The 19556-nt window shown below is 67.2% G+C and carries 17 protein-coding genes and 1 pseudogene; 16 read left to right on the top strand and 2 right to left on the bottom strand.

The window, feature by feature from the left end:
- Nucleotide 1 precedes the first annotated feature (1 nt).
- From nuoN to HHL28_RS06345, 7 genes and pseudogenes are all read left to right on the top strand, one after another.
- The gene (gene nuoN, locus HHL28_RS06315; protein WP_075769395.1) at nt 2-1447 is read left to right on the top strand and encodes an NADH-quinone oxidoreductase subunit NuoN; all 1446 of its coding nucleotides are present in this window, start codon (nt 2-4) and stop codon (nt 1445-1447) included.
- A 9-nt stretch (nt 1448-1456) separates the two neighbouring features.
- Entirely contained in the window at nt 1457-2239 is a 783-nt protein-coding gene (locus tag HHL28_RS06320) for a biotin--[acetyl-CoA-carboxylase] ligase (RefSeq protein WP_075769396.1), read from the top strand.
- A gap of 18 nt (nt 2240-2257) precedes the next feature.
- Entirely contained in the window at nt 2258-3061 is an 804-nt protein-coding gene (locus tag HHL28_RS06325; protein ID WP_075769397.1) for a type III pantothenate kinase, read from the top strand.
- Nucleotides 3058-4733, top strand: a pseudogene (locus HHL28_RS06330) (ribonuclease J). The gene HHL28_RS06325 and the pseudogene HHL28_RS06330 overlap by 4 nt, the downstream one beginning before the upstream one ends.
- A gap of 35 nt (nt 4734-4768) precedes the next feature.
- Entirely contained in the window at nt 4769-5173 is a 405-nt protein-coding gene (gene mce, locus HHL28_RS06335; protein WP_075769399.1) for a methylmalonyl-CoA epimerase, read from the top strand.
- A gap of 19 nt (nt 5174-5192) precedes the next feature.
- A complete protein-coding gene (locus tag HHL28_RS06340; protein WP_075769400.1) occupies nt 5193-5441 on the top strand; it encodes a DUF1467 family protein in 249 nt (82 codons plus the stop codon).
- Nucleotides 5438-6007, top strand: a complete 570-nt coding sequence (locus HHL28_RS06345) for a DNA-3-methyladenine glycosylase I (protein ID WP_075769401.1) — start codon at nt 5438-5440, stop codon at nt 6005-6007. Before HHL28_RS06340 ends, HHL28_RS06345 begins: the two co-directional genes overlap by 4 nt.
- 416 nt (nt 6008-6423) lie before the next feature.
- Here the strand turns inward: HHL28_RS06345 and HHL28_RS06350 are convergent, their stop codons facing one another.
- The gene (locus tag HHL28_RS06350; protein ID WP_075769402.1) at nt 6424-7722 is read right to left on the bottom strand and encodes an NCS2 family permease; all 1299 of its coding nucleotides are present in this window, start codon (nt 7720-7722) and stop codon (nt 6424-6426) included.
- A 75-nt stretch (nt 7723-7797) separates the two neighbouring features.
- Between HHL28_RS06350 and HHL28_RS06355 the strand changes: the two genes are divergently transcribed.
- From HHL28_RS06355 to HHL28_RS06390, 9 genes are all read left to right on the top strand, one after another.
- Nucleotides 7798-8259: a hypothetical protein gene (locus HHL28_RS06355; RefSeq protein WP_083698832.1), complete on the top strand. Its 462-nt coding sequence runs from the start codon at nt 7798-7800 to the stop codon at nt 8257-8259.
- 11 nt (nt 8260-8270) lie between these two features.
- Nucleotides 8271-9986, top strand: a complete 1716-nt coding sequence (gene ade, locus HHL28_RS06360) for an adenine deaminase (RefSeq protein WP_075769404.1) — start codon at nt 8271-8273, stop codon at nt 9984-9986.
- 428 nt (nt 9987-10414) lie between these two features.
- A complete protein-coding gene (gene proS, locus HHL28_RS06365) occupies nt 10415-11719 on the top strand; it encodes a proline--tRNA ligase (RefSeq protein WP_075769406.1) in 1305 nt (434 codons plus the stop codon).
- Nucleotides 11720-11802: 83 nt separating this feature from the next.
- Nucleotides 11803-12909 (top strand): MFS transporter, encoded by a 1107-nt coding sequence (locus tag HHL28_RS06370; protein ID WP_169654872.1) that lies wholly within the window; start codon nt 11803-11805, stop codon nt 12907-12909.
- An 89-nt stretch (nt 12910-12998) separates the two neighbouring features.
- The gene (locus HHL28_RS06375; RefSeq protein ID WP_075769408.1) at nt 12999-14234 is read left to right on the top strand and encodes a lipoprotein-releasing ABC transporter permease subunit; all 1236 of its coding nucleotides are present in this window, start codon (nt 12999-13001) and stop codon (nt 14232-14234) included.
- Nucleotides 14227-14376 (top strand): hypothetical protein, encoded by a 150-nt coding sequence (locus tag HHL28_RS18400; RefSeq protein WP_404326652.1) that lies wholly within the window; start codon nt 14227-14229, stop codon nt 14374-14376. Before HHL28_RS06375 ends, HHL28_RS18400 begins: the two co-directional genes overlap by 8 nt.
- Nucleotides 14364-15482, top strand: coding sequence for an FtsX-like permease family protein (locus tag HHL28_RS06380; protein ID WP_404326654.1), 1119 nt, complete (start codon nt 14364-14366; stop codon nt 15480-15482). Before HHL28_RS18400 ends, HHL28_RS06380 begins: the two co-directional genes overlap by 13 nt.
- A complete protein-coding gene (locus HHL28_RS06385; RefSeq protein ID WP_075769410.1) occupies nt 15475-16155 on the top strand; it encodes an ABC transporter ATP-binding protein in 681 nt (226 codons plus the stop codon). The genes HHL28_RS06380 and HHL28_RS06385 overlap by 8 nt, the downstream gene beginning before the upstream one ends.
- A complete protein-coding gene (locus HHL28_RS06390; RefSeq protein WP_075769411.1) occupies nt 16152-17024 on the top strand; it encodes a DNA-3-methyladenine glycosylase family protein in 873 nt (290 codons plus the stop codon). The genes HHL28_RS06385 and HHL28_RS06390 overlap by 4 nt, the downstream gene beginning before the upstream one ends.
- A gap of 1073 nt (nt 17025-18097) precedes the next feature.
- Here HHL28_RS06390 and HHL28_RS06395 read toward each other — a convergent pair.
- Nucleotides 18098-19510: a metallophosphoesterase gene (locus HHL28_RS06395; RefSeq protein WP_075769413.1), complete on the bottom strand. Its 1413-nt coding sequence runs from the start codon at nt 19508-19510 to the stop codon at nt 18098-18100.
- Between the last annotated feature and the right edge of the window lie 46 nt (nt 19511-19556).

Below are 19556 nucleotides of genomic sequence, written 5' to 3' on the forward strand. Positions count from 1 at the left end.
CATGGCGACCCTACCCGACCTGATGCCGGCCCTGCCGGAACTGTTCCTGGCCTGCGCCGGCTTGGCCCTGCTGATGATCGGCGTCTTCCGCGGGGAGGGCAGCCTGCGGCTGGTCTCCTGGCTGGCAGTGGCGTCCCTGGTGGTGACGGCGGTGCTGCTGGCCACCGGCCCCACGGAGCGCGTGGTCACCTTCAACGGCCTGTTCGTCACGGACAGCTTCGCCGTGTTCATGAAGTTGCTGGTGCTGACGGCCTCCGCCCTCAGCATCATCGTCTCCATGAACTACCTGGAGAAGGAGCAGATCGCGCGGTTCGAGTATCCGGTGCTGATTGTCTTCGCCACACTCGGCATGCTGGGGATGGTCTCCGCCAACAACCTGATTTCCCTCTATGTCGGGTTGGAGTTGCAGAGCCTGTCGCTCTACGTCATCGCCGCCTTCCGCCGCGACTTCGCCAAGTCGTCCGAGGCGGGGCTGAAGTACTTTGTGCTGGGCGCCTTGTCCTCCGGCCTGCTGCTCTACGGTGCCAGCCTGATCTACGGATTTGCGGGCACGACCGACTTCACCCGCCTGGCAGAGGTGTTCCGCGGGGCGGGCACGCCGTCCCTGGGCGTGATCGTCGGTATGGTATTCGTGGCTGCTGGCCTCGCCTTCAAGATTTCCGCGGTGCCCTTCCACATGTGGACCCCGGACGTCTATGAGGGAGCGCCCACCAGCGTCACCGCCTTCTTCGCCGTGGCGCCCAAGGTGGCGGCGATGGCCCTGTTCGTCCGCGTGCTGGTGGAGCCGTTCGGCGAGTTGCTCCCCCAATGGCAGCAGGTGATTTGGTTCTGCTCCGTCGCTTCCATGATCCTGGGCTCGCTGGCCGCCATCCAGCAGAGCAACATCAAGCGGCTGATGGCCTACAGCTCCATCGGCCACATCGGCTACGCCCTGGTCGGCCTTGCCGCCGGGACGGAAGAGGGTGTGCGGGGCGTGCTGGTGTACATGGCCATCTACCTGGCCATGAATGTGGGCACCTTCGCCATCATCCTGACCATGCGCCAGAACGGCCGGGCCGTTGAGTCGATCAGCGACCTGTCCGGCTTCTCCAAGACGCACCCAGTCCTGGCCTTCGCCATGGCCGTGTTCATGTGGTCCATGGCGGGCGTGCCGCCGGCAGCCGGCTTCTTCGGCAAGTTCTATGTCTTCATGGCGGCGGTGGAGGCAAAGCTTTACGTGCTGGCCATCATCGGCGTGCTGACCAGCGTGGTGAGCTGCTATTACTACCTGCGGATCATCAAGGTCATGTACTTCGATGACCTGTCGGAGCCGCTGGAGCGGCCGGGCCGGGCCCTGAGCCTCGTCGTTGCCGGGACCGCGCTGTTCGTCTTCCCCGTCTACCTGCTGGCGCTGAACCCCATCCTGCTGGGTGCCAGCCAAGCCGCGGCGGCCCTGTTCGGCCGCTGAGGGCCGGCCATGGCGACGGACGGACCATCCCTGTCTGACCTGGAAACGCGGGCGGCCACGCTGCCCGCGTTTTTCCATCTGATGGCCTTGGAGGCCTGCGGCAGCACGAATGACGAGGCCAAGCGCCTGGCCCAGGCGGGTGCGCCGGAAGGCACCCTGGTCTGGGCCCAACGCCAGACGGCGGGCAAGGGGCGACGGGGCAGGGCCTGGACATCCCCGCCGGGAAACCTTTTCTGCTCCCTGGTCCTGCGGCCCGACATGCCGCCGGCGCAGGCGGCCCTGGTCTCCTTCGTTGCCGCCGTGGCGGTGGGGGAAGCGGTAGCGGGTCTGGTACCCGGCCGGCCGGAGCTGAAATGGCCAAACGACGTTCTGTTGGACGGGGCGAAGCTGTCCGGCATCTTGCTGGAGTCGGAGCCCGGTCCGGGCCGGGCTTTGGACTGGCTGGTTCTGGGCGTAGGCGTGAATGTCCGACACTGCCCGGATGACGTGCCCTATGCCGCGACCTCACTGGTCAGGGCGGGTGCGGCAAACGACCTTACGGCGGGGCTTGTCCTGGAGCGTTATGCCGTGAGCTTCTCGGCATGGTACGCCCGCTTTCGGACCCAGGGCTTCGCGCCCGTGCGGGCCGCCTGGCTGAACGCAGCCAGGGGCTTGGGGCAGGCGGTCACGGTACGGCTGGCCGAGGGCAGCTTCACCGGCCGCTTCGCCGACCTGGATGAAACTGGCGGCCTGCTGGTGGAAACTGCGACGGGCCTGCAGCGGGTCACCGCCGGCGACGTGTTCTTCGGCTGACAGGGAAGGGGTACGGCCATGCTCCTGGCCATTGACGCCGGCAACACCAACGTGGTCTTCGCCATCTTCGACGGGGAGGAGAAGCGCGGGCATTGGCGCATCTCCACCGAGGGGCGGCGGACTTCCGACGAGTATGCCGTCTGGCTGAACAGCCTGATGGAGATGAAGGGCCTCAAGCCCGGGGACATCGACGCGGCCATCCTGTCCAGCGTGGTCCCCACCCAGACCCACACCCTGGCCAAGCTGTGCGAGGACCATTTCGGCTGCACGCCCATGCGCGTGGGAGCGCCCGACGTGGATCTGGGCCTGGAGATCCGCATCGACAACCCGCGGGAGGCCGGTGCCGACCGCGTCGCCAATGCCGTTGCGGCCGTTGCCAGCTATGCCCCGCCCCTGGTGGTGATCGACATCGGCACCGGCACGACATTCGATGTGGTGGACGCGGACGGGGCCTTCGCGGGGGGCGTCATCGCCCCGGGCCCGGCCCTGTCCCTGGACGCCTTGCACCGGGTGGCCGCCCAGTTGCCCAAGGTGGATATCGCCAAGCCCGCCAGCGCCATCGGCAAGGGCACTGTCGGTGCCATGCAATCCGGCATGTTCTGGGGTTATACCGGCATGATCGAGGGCATCCTGCGCCGCATCCGGGAGGAGCTGTCGCCCACCGGCACGCCGAAAGTGACGGTTGTCGGGACCGGCGGCCTTGTCCGCGTGTTCGCAGAGGGGACGGACCTCGTGGACCACATCGACGGGGACCTGACGCTCAGGGGATTGTTGCTCATCCACCAACGCAACCAAGCCCGGAAGGGCAGAACCGGACAATGACGGACGCGCGCGACACCGACGAATTCGACCCCGCCGCCCTGTACTTCGTCCCCCTCGGCGGGTCAGGGGAAATCGGGTTGAACCTGAACCTCTATGGCCATGCCGGCAAATGGCTGATGGTTGATCTTGGGGTCAGCTTCGGGGATGAAACGACGCCGGGCGTGGACATCATCCTGCCGGATACGGCCTTCATCGAGGAACGGGTGGAGGATCTGGCGGGCCTGGTCCTGACCCACGCCCATGAGGACCATTTGGGCGCAGTGCCGTACCTGTGGGAAGATTTGCGCTGTCCCGTCTACGCCACCGCCTTCACGGCCACCTTCCTGCGTCACAAGCTGCGGGAGAAAGGGCTCGAGAAGAAGGTACAGATCATTGAGGTGCCCCTGTCCGGGCGCTTCAAGATCGGGCCTTTCGACCTGGAATTCATCACCGTCACCCACTCTATCCCGAGCCCAACGCCCTGGTGATCCGCACCCCGGCCGGCACCGTCCTGCACAGCGGCGACTGGAAGCTGGACCCGGACCCGGTGATCGGGCCGACCTCGGACGAGGCCACGCTGAAGGCCCTGGGCGAGCAGGGCGTGGATGTCATGGTCTGCGACAGCACCAACGCCCTGGTGCCCGGTGTCTCCGGGTCGGAGGCCGCGGTGCGGGACAGCCTGCGCCAGCTGTTCAGCCGTTATGACCAGCGTATCGCCGTCACCTGCTTTGCCAGCAACGTGGCGCGTCTGCACTCAATCGCCCTGGCCGCCCAGGCCAATGACCGGCATGTCGCCCTGGTGGGCCGTTCCTTGTGGCGGATGGATGAGGTTGCCCGTGCCAACGGCTATCTGACCGACCTGCCGCCCTTCGTGACGGAAAGAGACGCCGGTTTCCTGCCGCGGGAGAAAGTGGTCCTGGTCTGCACCGGCAGCCAGGGGGAGCCGCGGGCCGCCCTGGCCCGCATCGCCGGCGGTGACCATCCGGAGGTGGTGCTGGACAGCGGCGATGTGGTGATCTTCTCCGCCCGGGAGATCCCCGGCAACGAGAAGGGCATCGCCAAGATCCAGAACGCCCTGATCCGCAAGGGTGTGGAGGTGGTGACGGCGGACGACGCCTTCGTCCATGTCTCCGGCCACCCGGCGCGGGACGAGCTGGTCCGCATGTACCAATGGGTCCGTCCGCGCCTCGCCATCCCCGTGCACGGGGAGCAGCGGCACCTGCGCGCCCATGCCCAGCTCGCCCAGGAATGCCAAGTGCCCAACACGCTGGTGCCAGAGGACGGCATGGTCATCCGCCTTGCCCCCGGCCCGGCGCAGGAGGTGGGGCGCGTGCCGGCCGGCCGGCTGATCATCGACGGCAAGCGCATCGTCCCCTTCAACGGCGGTGCCTTGAAGATGAGGCAGCGCATGGCGGCCAGCGGCGCCTGCGTCGTTACCCTGGTCATGGATGGCCGTGGCGCCCTGCTGGCGGCACCCAAGGTCACTGCCATGGGTCTGCTGGAGGAAGACGAGCTGGAGGAGGAGTTGGACGATTTGTCCCAGCGCGTCCGCACCGCCGTCGAGTCACTCTCCCGCGGCGACCGCCAGGATGACGCGTCGGTTAAGGAAGCGGCACGCCTCGCTGTGCGCAGGGCTTTCGGCAGCAGCCAGGGCCGGAAACCCATGACGGACGTGCACCTGGTTCGTGTATAGGTCGCGCGGATCAACGACGGAGCGGGTGAGGGGACATGATCGGGCGTCTCAACCATGTGGCCATCGTGGTGCCGGACCTGGAGGCCGCCTCGGCCACCTACCGGGCGACCCTGGGCGCCAACGTCAGCGCGGCGGTGGACCTGCCGGAGCATGGCGTGACCACCGTGTTCGTGGAGTTGCCCAACACCAAGATCGAGCTGCTGCACCCGCTGGGGGAGGGCAGCCCCATCGCCAAGTTCCTGTCCCAGAACGCCAGCGGCGGCATCCACCACATCTGCTATGAGGTGGACGACATCCTGGCCGCCCGCGACAAGCTGAAGGCGGAAGGCTTGCGAGTGCTGGGCGATGGGGAGCCGAAGATTGGCGCCCATGGCAAGCCGGTGCTGTTCCTGCACCCCAAGGACCTGTTCGGCACCCTGGTCGAGCTGGAACAGGCCTGAGCGGGAAGGGGCTTTCAGCATGGGTTGGGTCACCTGGGCCGCCATCTATTTCACCGTCTGGTGGACGGTGCTGTTCGCCATCCTGCCCATCGGGGTGCAACGGGCGGAGGACCGAGCGGCCGGCCATGACCCGGGCGCGCCCGCGCGGCCGATGATGCTGAAGAAGGTGGCGATCACCTCCGTCGTCTCCGCCATCCTGTGCCTTGCCGGCTGGGCCGTGTTCCATTTCGGCCTGCTGGACTGGCGGGAGCTGATGGCCCCGGCATGACCCTGACCTATTGCGACGTGGCGCCCGGCCACGAATGGCATGGCCCCTACCATGACCATGAATATGGCCTGCCCCTGACGGGGGACGATGAGCTGTTCGAGCGGCTGGTGCTGGAGATCAACCAGGCCGGCTTGTCCTGGCTGACCGTGCTGAAGAAGCGCGCCGCCTTCCGTGCAGCCTATTCGAACTTCAGCGTGGACGTCGTCGCAGCCTATGGCCCCGACGACGTGGCCCGCCTGATGGCAGACCCGGGCATCATCCGCAACCGGCTGAAGGTGGAGGCGGCCATCGCCAACGCCCGCACGATCCAAGGCATGCGGGCCAGCCATGGCGGCTTCCATGCGTGGCTGCTGGCCCACCACCCGCGTGGCAAGGCGGAGTGGGTGAAGCTGTTCGGCAAGACCTTCCGCTTCACCGGTGGGGAGATCGTGGGCGAGTTCCTGATGAGCATCGGCTTCCTGCCGGGGGCGCACCGGCCCGGCTGCCCGGCGCAACAGCGGCTCGACTCGCTGGAACAACCCTGGCAGCAGGCGGTGGCGGCCGGTTACGCCGGATACGGCGCCTAAGGATTGTGCATGTTCCTGCGCGAGGCCTGCGCATCTGCATGGAACTTGTGCAGAAAGCACGAAAAACGCACAAATGAAAAAGGCAAGGGCGTTTTTGCCCTTGCCTTCGTCAGGTGACGATATCAGACTTCTTCTTATCAGGAGGGTTGATCCCCTCTTGATTGACGCCTGGTGGCGATTCCTCCCTAAACTCAGGCCGCGCTCCGATGAGCGCGGTCTTTCTTTTTGTGCGGGGAGTATATGCACTCAATGCAGGGCCGTCACGCCTAAAATTGCACATTTCGCAGCCATGACGGACATTTGTTGGGCCCAATCCATAGGCTGCGTGAAACTGGGCCCGTAAATCGGCTACTTGCGACACCTTTATCCCGACGAACCTGTGGAACGCTGGCCGGCTGAGGAATTGTCCAGCGGTGTCAATGCCCTAGCCACGCAAACTTGATGACGAACAGCACAGCAAGCACCAGCACCGTCGGCCCGGCGTCGCGCCAGCGACCCGACAGCACCTTCAGCCCGGCATAGGTGATGAAGCCGAAGGCAATCCCGTGGGCGATGGAGTAGGTCAGCGGCATCCCCAGCGCGGTGACCACGGCCGGCGCATATTCCGTCACGTCGTCCCAATCCACCTCTGTCAGTCCCCGGGCCATCAGGCAGGCGACATAAAGCAGGGCCGGGGCGGTGGCATAGGCGGGGATGTTGGCCGCCAGCGGCGCCAGGAACAGGCAAGCCAGGAACAGCAGCGCCACGACGACGGCCGTCAAGCCTGTCCGCCCGCCCACGTTGGTGCCGGCCGCGCTCTCGATATAGCTGGTGACAGTGGAGGTGCCGAGGGCGGCGCCCGCCATGGTGGCCGTGCTGTCGGCGAACAGGGCCTTGCCCAGGCGGGGGAACTTGCCGTCCGGCCCCATCAGCCCCGCCCGGTGCGCCACGCCCACCAGGGTGCCGGCCGTGTCGAACAGGTCCACGAACAGGAAGGCGAAGACCACGCTGACCAAGCCGACGCTCAGCGCCCCGCCGATGTCCATGGCCAGGAAGGTGGGGCTGGGGTCGGGTGGCAGGCTGACGATGCGCCCGTCGAAGGGGGAGACGCCCAGGGCCATCCCGACCACCGCCGTCGCCAGAATGGCGATCACCACCGCCCCGGTCACCGCCCGCGCGGCCAAGGCGCAGAGCAGTACGAAGCCGAGCGCGGCCAGCACCGTCTTGGGCTGGCTGACGTCGCCCAGGGTGACCAGCGTCACCGGGTGGTCGGCCACGACGCCCGCGTTCTGCAGGGCGATGATGCCCAGGAAAAGGCCAATGCCGGCGCTGATGGCCATCTTCAGGCTGTGCGGGATGGCATTCACCACCGCCTCGCGCACCGGCAGGACAGTGAGGACGAAGAAGATCAGGCCCGACAGGAAAACGGCCCCCAGCGCCACCTGCCAGGAATAGCCCATCTGCCCGACCACGGTGAACGCGAAATAGGCGTTCAGCCCCATACCGGGCGCCAGCGCGATGGGGTAGTTGGCCACCAGCCCCATGACCAGCGTGCCCACCGCCGCCGCGACGCAGGTGGCGACGAACACCGCGCCCTGGTCCATGCCCGTGCTGGACAGGATCTGCGGGTTCACGAAGACGATGTAGGCCATCGTTAAAAAGGTGGTGAAACCGGCAAGGGTCTCGGTCCGCACGGTGGTGCCGTGCTCCCTCAGCTTGAAGTATGATTCGAGCACGGTCGCGAACCCCGAGGGCGGGAAGGGAAGGGACAGATGCGAGTATCCCCCGGAAAAGTCTTGTGCGCCATAGGCTTGCTGAGCGTCCTTGCCGTGGCGGGTCTCGCCGCCGCCCAGGACGCGACCCGGCCGGCGGCAGCGCCGTCCTGGCAGGTGCCGCCCCAGCGCCCGCCAAGCACTACCGTGTCCCGCGCTCCCACCATCACAGTGGACCCCGCCGCCTGCCGCTGGGTGCAACGGCATGAGCCGGCGGCGGACGTGGAGTACAGGCCGGGCGTGGACGTGAACGGCCAGCCGGTCGCCCCCGCCGACCTGCCCGGCTCCCCCGCTGTCCGCCTGCCGGAGCGGCTGGAGATCGGCATCACCGCGGACCTGGCCGACCGCTTCGGCATCCCGCGCTCAGCGCTCTACGGCGCGGAGGCCTATGTCGGCACGGTGACGGTGGAGGGGAACCGGGTGCTGTTCAACGGCCAGCCGATTACGTCGCTGGCCGAACAAGAGCTTGTGGTACTCTGTGGGAAACAGCGGCAGCGTTAGGGAATTAGGCAATGGAGCGGGCAGCGGCGAAGGCCATCCTGAAGCGGCGGATCGACCAGGCCTCGGGCCGGAGCCGGGCCGACCTGGTGATCAAGAACGCCCGCCTGTTGAACGTCGCCACCGGCACCATCGAGCAGACCGACATCGCTATTTGCGGCGACACCATCGTCGGGACCTATGACCGCTATGACGGGGTGGTGGAGATCGACGCGAAGGGCCGCTTCGCCGTGCCCGGCTTCATCGACACCCATGTGCATTGCGAGAGCACCTGCGTCACCCCGGCGGAGTTCGACCGCTGCGTCCTGCCCCGCGGCACCACCACGGCCATCTGCGACCCGCATGAGATCTGCAACGTGCTGGGGGAACAGGGCCTGCAATACTTCCTGGACAGCGCCGGCGGCCTCGCCATGGATCTGCGGGTGCAACTCAGCTCCTGCGTGCCCGCCACGCACCTGGAAACGGCGGGTGCCCGGCTGACCGCCGACGATCTGGTCCGCCACCGCCACCACCCCAAGGTGGTCGGGCTGGCGGAGTTCATGAACTTCCCCGGTGTGTTGCACAAGGATGAGGAGACGCTGGACAAGCTGGCCGCCTTCTACGGCGCCCACATCGACGGCCACTCCCCCCTGGTCACCGGCAAGGACCTGAACGCCTATCTCTCCTGCGGCATCCGCAACTGCCATGAAAGCACCAGCGTGCCGGAGGCGCGGGAGAAGCTGGCCAAGGGCATGCAGGTGCTGGTGCGCGACGGCAGCGTGTCCAAGGACGTGGACGAGTTGGCGCCGATCATCGACATGGTCACCAGCCCCTTCGTCGCCTTCTGCACCGACGACCGCAACCCGTTGGACATCGCGGAGGAAGGCCATTTGGACCACCTGGTCCGCCGCGCCATCGCCCGCGGCGCCGACATGGTCGCCGTCTACCGCGCCGCCACTTGGTCCGCCGCGCGGGGGTTCGGGCTGACTGACCGCGGGCTGGTCGCCCCGGGCTACCGGGCGGACATCGTGCTGCTGGACGACCTCGCCACCTGCGCCGTCTCCCAGGTCATCTCCGCCGGCCGGGTGGTCACGCCGGACCTGTTCGCCGACCGCCCCATGCCGGCCCCGGTGGGTCTGGACAGCATGAAGCGGTCTCCGGTCACGGCGGCCGACTTTGCCATCCCGGCGGGCGGCCCCGGCACCCCCGTCATCGGCGTGCTGCCCGGCAAGATCCTGACCAGTGCCCTGAGCGCCACGGTGCCCTTCCGCGCCGGCTTGCGCCACGCCGACCCGGCCAACGACATCCTGAAGGTCTGCGTGGTGGAGCGGCACGGCAAGACCCGCAACATCGGCAAGGGCTTCGTCCGCGGCTTCGGGCTACGGGAAGGGGCCCTCGCCAGCTCCGTCGGCCATGACAGCCACAACATCTGCGTGGTGGGCAGCGACGACGCCCAGATGGCCCTGGCCGTGAACCGCCTGCTGGAGATCGGCGGCGGCTTCGTCGCCGTGCGCGGCGACACGGTGGCGGGGGAGGTGCCCTTGCCCCTGGCCGGGCTGATGAGCCTGAAGGACTACGTGACGGTGGAGCACGAGCTGTCCGCCATCCGGGCCGTGGTCCGCGCCATGGGCTGCCCCCTCGCGGAGCCGTTCCTGCAACTGGCGTTCCTCCCGCTGCCGGTGATCCCACACCTGAAGATCACCGACATGGGGCTGGTGGACGTGGACAGGTTCGAGTTGGTGGCGGCTTGAAGGGAGAAAGCCTGAGGCCGTGGAGCCTATAGTTGTTTCTCTGCCGCCCGGCGTTCAGCGATCAGTTCGTCTGCCAGACTGCGACTTGGGTTTCCATATCGCCGCGCCAATGCCTGTGCCCGAGCCACCGCGGCATCGACCATCTCTAGGATCATTCGTCCGTGTTCCGCCCGGACCAGGACCTTTCCGCCTGTCTCCAAGCCGGCTGATTTTCGGGTTTCCAGAGGGATCACGAGACTGCCGTCTGGGGAGATGACTGCGGTGAATATCTGCTGAGGCATTATCGCGCCTGTCAGTCATAGCAATGTGTTCACGGTAGTTGCCCGGTAGGTTGCCACAAGCCGCATCGCGCCGCACCCCCATTGCCACCCGCTGTCCCACCCCCTAAAGTCCGCCCCCTGTCCCACGGCCGTTTGTGAGCCCGTCCCATGCGCATGTCCCAGTTCTTCCTGCCCACGCTGAAGGAGACCCCGGCGGAGGCGCAGGTGGTCAGCCACCAGTTGATGCTGCGCGCCGGCATGATCCGGCAGACCTCCGCCGGCATCTACGCCTGGCTGCCGCTGGGCTGGAAGGTGCTGCAGAAGGTGGCGCAGATCGTGCGGGAAGAGCAGGACCGCGCCGGGGCCCAGGAAATGCTGATGCCCACCATCCAGTCGGCGGAGCTGTGGCGCCAGTCCGGCCGGTACGAGGCCTATGGCAAGGAGATGCTGCGCATCAAGGACCGGCACGACCGGGAGATGCTGTACGGCCCCACGAACGAGGAGATGATCACGGACATCTTCAAGACGTTCGTGCGCTCGTACAAGGACCTGCCGAAGAACCTGTACCACATCCAGTGGAAGTTCCGGGACGAGATCCGGCCCCGCTTCGGCCTGATGCGGGGCCGCGAGTTCCTGATGAAGGACAACTACTCCTTCGACCTGGACGTGGAGGGGGCCAAGCTCTCCTACCGCAAGATGTTCCTGGCCTACCTGCGCACCTTCGCCCGCATGGGCATCAAGGCCATCCCCATGCGCGCCGACACCGGCCCCATCGGCGGCGACCTGTCCCACGAGTTCATCATCCTGGCGGAGACGGGCGAGTCCCAGGTGTTCTGCGAAAAGCGCTGGCTGGACCTGGACGTGCTGGCCGATGACCCCGGCTATGACAGCGACCTCAAGGACTTCTTCGCCAAGTACACCAGCCTGTACGCCGCGACGGAGGAGATGCACGACGCCGCCACCGCACCCGCCGAGCTGGAAACGGCCCGGGGCATCGAGGTGGGCCACATCTTCTATTTCGGCACCAAGTATTCCGCCCCCATGGGTGCCGTGGTCACCGGGCCGGACGGCAACCCCGTGACGGTGGAGATGGGCAGCTACGGCATCGGCGTGTCCCGTGTCGTCGCTGCCATCATCGAGGCGAGCCACGATTCCAACGGCATCATCTGGCCGGACCCTGTCGCCCCCTTCCACGTAGCCGTGGTCAACCTGAAGGCTGACGACGCGGAGTGCGCCCGGGTGTCGGAGGAGGTCTACGCCAAGCTCCAGGCGGCCGGCGTTGACGTGCTGCTGGACGACCGCAATGAGCGTCCGGGCGCCAAGTTCGCCGACATGGACCTGATCGGCATCCCCTGGCAGCTCACCATCGGCCCACGCGGCCTGAAGAACGGCGTGGTGGAGCTGAAGCGCCGCGCCACGGGGGAGAAGCAGGAGCTGCCGGTCGAGGCGGCGCTGGCCAAGGTCACGGGCTGAGCCGGATTGAGCCTGCTGTCGCGCTGGACCCAGGAGCTGCGGGCCTATCCGCGCGGGGTCTGGACCCTGTTGGGCGGGTGCTGGTGCTGCGCACCGGGGCCATGGTGTCGCCCTTCATGACCCTGTTCCTGACGGAGGGCAGGGGCCTGACACCCGCCTTCGCCGGGCTGGTGGTAGCCGCCTATGGGGCGGGGGCGGTGTTGGGCAGCATCCTCGGCGGGCTGCTGGCTGACCGGATCGGTCGGCGGCCCACCATGCTGCTGGCCCTGTTCGGGGCCGGGCTGGTGTTCCCGCTGGGGTCCCTGCCGCAGGACATCGGCCTGCTGGCGCTGCTGCTGTTCCTGGCCGGGCTGCTGATGGACTGCTACCGCCCCGCCGCCATGGCCGCCATGGCGGAGATGGTGCCGGAGGACCGGCGGGTCCGGGTCTATGCCCTGAACTACTGGGTCGCCAACATCGGCTCCGCCTTGGCGCCGGTGTTGGGCGGGGTGCTGGCGGCCCTGGGCTATGGCGCCCTGTTCCTGGCCAACGGACTGGCCATCCTGGCCTATGCGCTGGTGGTCCTGCTGCTGTTCCGGGAGCCCGCGCGGGCGGCCTTGTCCGCCGGCACGGCACGGGTCAGCGCCTGGGCCGCCGGCCGGGATCCGGTGGTCTGGACCGTGGCCGGCGGGTCCGCCCTGACCGCCATCCTGTTCGTCCAGTCCTATGCCATGCTGCCGCTCGCCATGCAGGCGGATGGGCTGGGTAAGACCCAGTACGGCATCGCTGTGGGCTTGAACGCCGTCACCGTCGTCGCCTTGTCCCTGCCGGTGGCCCGCTGGGTATCCCGGCTGGAGCCGCGCCTCGCCCTTGCCACTGGCGCCTTGCTCATGGGCGGAGGCATGGCCCTTACCGGCTTGGCGGAGACCATGCTGGTCTACTGCGCCACTGTCGTGGTCTGGAGCCTGGGGGAGATCGTCATCGCCCCCGTCGCCCCGGCTCTGCTGGCCGCCGCGGCGCCGGAGGGGCGCAAGGCCCTTTACCAGGGCACCCTCAGCGCCAGCTGGGGCTGGTCGTCCCTGCTCGGCCCAGTGTCGGGCGGGATGCTCTACACCCTGTCGCCCGCGTTGCTGTGGACCGCTTGCGGGGCGCTGGGCATCGTGGCAGCGGTAATCTTCGCCATTACGCCCCGTCACCCGAAGCGTTGCTGAAACGGGAAGCCACGGGCGGTGCTGGACGCCATGCTTTTGCCCACCTATAGGGTTACGACCCGACAGTCCCCGCCGGCCCAGGGCCCCGCATGATCTTCACCGCCTTCGAACGCATGGTCGCGCTGCGCTACCTCCGGGCCCGGCGGCAGGAGGGGACGGTGTCGGTCATCGCCGGCTTTTCCTTCATCGGCATCGCACTGGGCGTGGCGACGCTGATCGTTGTCATGTCCGTGATGAACGGCTTCCGTGCCGAGCTTGTGGCCCGAATCCAGGGCGTCAGCGCCCATGCCATCGTCTCGGCGCCCAAGGGACCGCTGACCGACTATGCCGCGGTGGCGGAGAAGCTGCGGGCCGTACCCGGCGTCACCCAGGTCCAGCCCGTGGTGGAGGCGCAGGCCTTGGCCATGGTCAACGGCCGCGCCACGGGGGTCAAGGTGCGCGGCTTGGCGGCGGAAGACTTCGCCCGCCGGCCCATCGTAGGCAGCAGCGTCATCATCGGCCTGCCGCAGTTGGGAGAGGATGGCGTGGCCCTGGGCCGCGGCCTTGCCCGCCTGTTGGGCACCGGGGTGGGCGCGGAGGTCACCCTGATCAGCCCCAAGGGCACGGCCACGCCCTTTGGCACGGTGCTGCGCCGAAAGGCCTTCCCGGTCTACGCCGTTGTGGACGTGCAGATGCCGGAGCATGACCAGAGCGCCCTGTACATGCCGCTGGCTGAGGCGCAGACCTTCTTCCGCCTGCCCGGGGCCGTTACCGGCATCGACGTCTTCGTCGCCAACCCGAACGACGTGCCCGCCATGCGCCGGGCGTTGGAAGCCGCGGCGCCCGGCCTGATCGTCACCGACTGGCGCCAGGCCAATGGCAGCCTGGTCACGGCCCTGGCGGTGGAACGGGTGGCCATGTTCGTGGTGCTGACCCTCATCATCCTGGTGGCCAGCTTCAACATCGTTTCCAGCATGGTGATGCTGGTTCGGGGCAAGTCCGCCGCCATCGCCATCCTGCGCACCATGGGTGCCAGCCGGGGCAGCATCCTGCGGGTGTTCCTGCTGGCCGGCGCCAGCATCGGCACGGTGGGCACCCTGGCCGGGTTCGGGCTGGGAATCCTGGTGACCGACAACATCCGGGAGATCGGGGCCGCCCTGGCCTCCGTCCCCGCCATGGCGGGCATGCCCCTGGTCAGCTTCCTGTCCTCCCTGCCGGCCATCGTGGACTGGCAGGAGGTGGGGGTGGTCCTGGCCATGGGCTTGGTCCTTTCCATTGGCGCCACGGTCTACCCGGCCTTGCGCGCTGCCCGTACCGACCCTGTGGAGGCCCTACGCCATGGCTGAGCAGCGCCGCGGCGCCGGCCCTTTCTCCGCCTTCGAGGGCTGGGTAGCCTTCCGCTATCTGCGGGCCCGCAAGCAGGAAGGCTTCGTTTCCGTCATCGCCGCCTTTTCCTTCCTGGGCATCCTGCTGGGGTGGCGACGCTGATTGTCACCCTGGCCGTGTTCAACGGATTCCGGGCGGACCTTCTGGGCCGGGTTCTGGGATTTCAAGGGCATCTGGTCGCCTTCGGCACCACCGGCCCCTTCACCGTGGCGGAGGCGGACCTTGCCCGCGCCCGCGCGCTGCCCGGGGTCCTGGCTGTGAACCCGCTGGTGGACGGCCAAGCCCTGCTGACCTACCGCGACCATGCTGGTGGTGTTGCCATCAAGGCCTTGCGGCCAGAGGACTTCGCCAAGCGAACCCTGTTCGCCCAAGCACTCAAGGAAGGCGCCTTCCCGGAGTCAGACGGCCTGTTGATCGGCAAGCGGCTGGCGGACAAGGCCGGCATCAGGGTTGGCGACCGGGTCACCCTGTTGAGCCCGAATGCCGCGCCGGAGGGTGGAATGCCCCGCTCCCGCGGTTTCCCGGTCACCGGCATCTTCGAGATGGGCGTGTCGGAGTTCGACCAGAACGTGGCGCTGATGCCCCTGGCCACCGCGCAGGGATTTTTCGAGTTGGGCGACGCGCTGACGACGCTGGAGGTGGTTCTGGCCGACCCGGAGCAGGCCCCGGCCCTCCAGCCCGCCCTTTCCGCGGCACTGCCTGCCGACCTTGCCGTTCGCACTTGGCAGCAGGTGAACGGCGCCTTCTTCGGCATCATCGAGACTCAGCGCAATGTCGTTTCCCTGATCCTGGGCATGATCGTGCTGGTGGCGGCCTTCAACGTGGTGTCTGGCCTGATCATGCTGGTGCAGGACAAGGGGCGGGAGATCGCCATCCTGCGCACCATGGGGGCGGGGCGGGGGGCCATCCTGCGCATCTTCCTGATCTCCGGCGCCAGCATCGGCATCTTCGGCACCCTGGCCGGTGTCGCCCTGGGCGTGCTGGTGGCGAGCGAGGTGGAGGCGATCCGCCAAGCCTTCCAGAGCCTGACCGGCACGGACCCCTTCAACGCCCAGATCTACTACCTGTCGGAACTGCCTTCCCGGATCGACGTGGGGCAGGTGTTGCAGGTGGCGCTGCTTTCCATCGGCCTGTCCTTCCTGGCCACCCTTTACCCGGCCTGGCGTGCGGCCCGGCTCGATCCTGTCGAGGCACTGCGGTATGAGTGACGAGGTCCTGGCCCTGGACGGCATCCGGCGCAGCTTCAAACAGGCGGGCGCTACCCTGGACGTGCTGCGCGGCGCCACCGCCACCGTGCGGGCGGGCGAGCTGGTGGCCCTGGTGGGACCCAGCGGGGCGGGCAAGTCCACCCTGCTGCACATCGCCGGCCTGCTGGAGCGGGCGGACGCGGGCGAGGTGCGCATCGCCGGCACGCCGGTCATGAAGCTCGGCGACGGGGACCGCACGGCCCTGCGCCGGGACAAGATCGGCTTCGTCTACCAGTTCCACCACCTGTTGCCGGAGTTCAGCGCGGAGGAGAACATCGTCCTGCCGCAGATGATCGCCGGCGTATCCCGCGGCCAGGCACGCCAACGGGCGCAGGAGCTGTTGGGCCTGGTCGGCCTTGCCCAGCGTGCCAGCCACCGGCCGGCGCAACTTTCGGGTGGCGAGCAGCAGCGCGTGGCCATAGCCAGGGCCCTGGCCAACCGGCCCAAGGTCCTGATCGCCGACGAACCCACCGGCAACCTGGACCTCCACACGGCAGAAAGCGTCTTCGCCATGTTCAAGGAGCTTGTCCGCGGCCAGGCCTTCGGCGCCCTGGTGGCCACCCACAACCTCGACCTCGCCCACCGCATGGACCGGGTCCTGGAGATGCGGGACGGCCTGCTGGTGGAACAATGACCGGTTTCACCGTCGCCCTGCCTTCGGGCTACCGGCCGGACTGGGTGCTGTCCTACCACGGCCGCGACCCGGACGGCCCGGCGGAGCGGGTGCAGGACAGCCGCATCACCAAGGCCCTGGACCTGCCCGGCGGGCCGGTGCTGCTGACCATCGACATCGGCACGGAGGTGGCGAGCTGTGCCGCCGACCGGGCCCTGTCGGATGCGGAGCTTTCCACGACCAGCCACATCGCCGCCCGCATGCTGGGCGTAGCGACGGACGTCTCCGGCCTGGAGCGGTGGGCGGCGGAAGACCCGCAGGTGGCCAAGCTGCTGGGCGACCGCATCGGCCTACGCCCCGCCCTGACCGCCACGGTGTGGGAGGGGCTGGTCTGGGCCATCGTGGGGCAGCAGGTGAATTTGCGATTCGCCGGCACCCTGCGCCGCACCCTGATCGAGCTGGCTGGCACCCCACACCCCAGCGGCCGCATTGCCCACCCCGGCCCGGCTGCCGTGGCACGGCTGGACCCGGAGGAGCTTGGCCAACGCAAGTTCAGCCGCGCCAAGGCCGCCTACCTGATCGGCGCCGCCCAAGCAGCGGTGGAGGGCAGGGTGGATTACGAGGCACTGCCAGGCATGACGCCGGAAGCGGCGGAAGCCCGCTTGACCGGCCTGAAGGGCATCGGTCCCTGGACCCGCCAATACCTGCTGCTCCGCGCCTGCGGCTTCCCCGACTGCGTGCCGGCGGGCGACGCCGGCCTCGCCGCCGGCCTGCAACGCTTCCACGGCCTGGAGCGGCGGCCCACGCCTGAGGAGCAGAAGCAACTCATGGCGCCCTATGCCCCATTCCGCAGCCTGGCCACGGCGCACATGTGGGCGGGGTTCGCGTAGGCTTGTTTGTGGAGGGGAAATCGGACCTTGCGCAGTCGCTTGGTGCAGCAGAGGCGTTCTTCAACTCAATGTGACGACCGCCTAGTGGTCGCACCAACAGAGATGCCAAAGTGTGTCGCTCGATTCGGTGGCGGTTCTGGGCCTTCCGCATATAGCTGTCGGCGGGATTGGCAGCTACTACATGTTGGGCAGTCGAGGCGGGCTGGAACGACTCGGTTCTTTCGGTTCTCGGCCCGAGTCGTGCAGCACGAAGCCGGGCTAGTCACGGAATGAGTTTGCGTGGAAGCGAAAAATCAGCAAAAAAAGACCCCGGAGAGTTAGCCGCTCTCCGGGGCACTCAGTGCTTCAGCAAGCTACCATTTCCGGCTGGCTAAGCCCGCAAAACTTACTTCAGCCGGAAATGGTGGTTGTTGAGGGAAGGGGGGAACGGATCGCCCGCATATACATAGCGATCATAGGACGTTCCAGCGTATTGACCGCTGGCGTCGCTCCACTGACCGTAGGTACCCGACTTGGGGCACTTTTCGCCGCTATAGTAGCGGCCGTCTTCTTTGGCGTCCCGAGTTTTGAGGCGCTCAGTCATTGCTCTCTCCTTAAGGGCCAGCACTCAGCCCGCACCCTTGCCAGCCCTATGTGTGGAATGGCGCGGGAACGCAATATGTAGGGTTGTGCAGATTGGACTGCAACAGGAAACGCGACGCTCAACATATTGCGCAAGGAAGTTGTACCTATGCAGACATAAAGATGTGTTTATAACCCAAGCTATTTCTGCCGCGCCTTCAATGGCAATCCTTCACAGAATAAGCGAAAGAAAACTCTTTAGGTTGTGCTGTCTTCAAAATAGGAACATTTTCCTAGAGCTTTGGTTGAGTTGCCCCTATGCACGAAACTTAGTCCGCTTTTTTTGTGTTTTGTTCGATGCCCACGCAAGGCCGGCGTTAGCGGAAATTTCGAATCGTTGATCGCAAGGGAACTCTTCTTCCTTGCTCAGCTTTCGACCCAAGCAGTCAAGTGAATGTAAAAAAGGATGTAGCGCGACATTCGAAGTAAGTCGCATCAAGATTGGCCGCGAATCAGTGCACCGCACACACGCTCCCATCCTTCACCGGCAGCGCGCAGGTGCCCAGAGCCTGTCCCTGGGTGCCCAGCAGGGTTCCGGACCAGTTGGCCGAGTCGGTCAGCTTGTCGATCCATAACCAACCGAAAGCGGCCGTGGTGTTGCCCGACATGGTCTGGCCCAACAGGGTGGTGGTGAAGGTCTGCGGGGTCGCCACGGTTTGCAGGATCACGCCGCTGTTGCCGATGACGATCTGCGGCGGCAGGGCTGGCTGGCTGGGCGTCACCGTGTGGAACAGGTGCATGTGGCTGCTGAAGGTGACGGCGGCGTTGGCGGGCAGGGTGGGGTTGCTGCCCAGGCCCGCTTGCAGGGTGGCCCCGCCGGTGCCCGTGGCGGTGACAGGCACGGTGCCGGTCCCGGTGCTGGGGTTGCTGCTGAACACGGCCAGGATGGGGCGGTGGGTCATGAACCAAGCCGGCCCGTCGGCGAAGAAGCCGGGAAGGGCCTGCATCACGGGGCCATAGGCAGCGGTCACCGCCGGGTCCATGGGCATGGTCGGCGGGTTGTTGCTGTCACAGGCGTTGGCACTGTCCAGCATCACCAGGGACAGGGACTTCAGGCTGATCTTATAGGTGGGCGTGATGTCCGGCACCGGGGTGGGGGCGGCGCAGGACTGCTCCCCCTGGCCGGGGCCCAGCAGGTTGGAACGGGCGTCCAGCAGGTAGAAGTAACCAGGGCCGGCGCGGCTGCAGAGCTCATGGTTCCCGCGCACGAACACCCAGGGCGCCTTGGCCAGCAAGGGCGCCGCCGGGTCGAAGAAGTCCGCCTTCCAGTCCGCCCAATTGTCGGGAAGGCTGCTGCCCGGCTGGTTCTGGGAAATGGGCGGCGTCTGCAAACAGCCGTCATAGGTCCACTGGGTCTGGCCGTTCACCTGGATCTGGTTCGGCGTGCCCCGGTAATTGTAGTCGCCGGCGTGGATCACCAAGTCCGGGTTCTTCGCCGCCGCGGCCTGGACCAGGGTCGGCCAAGGCCATTGGGCCGGGTCGGCGCAATCCTGCTTCTTGGCGGTGTTGCAGCCCGAGTCGCCCAGGACGGCCACGTTGCCCGGTTTCTGCTTCGGCACCGGCAACGGCACCGTCTGCCCGTTGACCAGCACGGCGGACGGTGCGTCCGCCGGTACCAGCACCTCACACACCGTGATGGGGAAGGTGGCGGGGTTGGGGTTCGTCCGTGCCGCCATCGCCGTGCCGCTGGCAAGGCTGGGGCAGGCCTGGCCTGTGCCGTCCAGCACGATCCGGCCGATGGCCTGCCCACCAGGACCCCACAAGACATAGCTGGACAGCAGGTCCCCAGGTGACGCCGCGGCGGGAGTTACCGCCAGGAAGGAAACACCTACCGCCGCGGCCAGCCCCGATCCGATGACCCGCATGATTTCGCCCCGCCCTTGGAAGCCTGCTCTGGCGGCACTATGCCTT

The sequence above is a fragment of the Aerophototrophica crusticola genome, from assembly GCF_012913305.1.
GTDB classification, from domain to species: Bacteria; Pseudomonadota; Alphaproteobacteria; order Azospirillales; family Azospirillaceae; genus Niveispirillum; species Niveispirillum crusticola.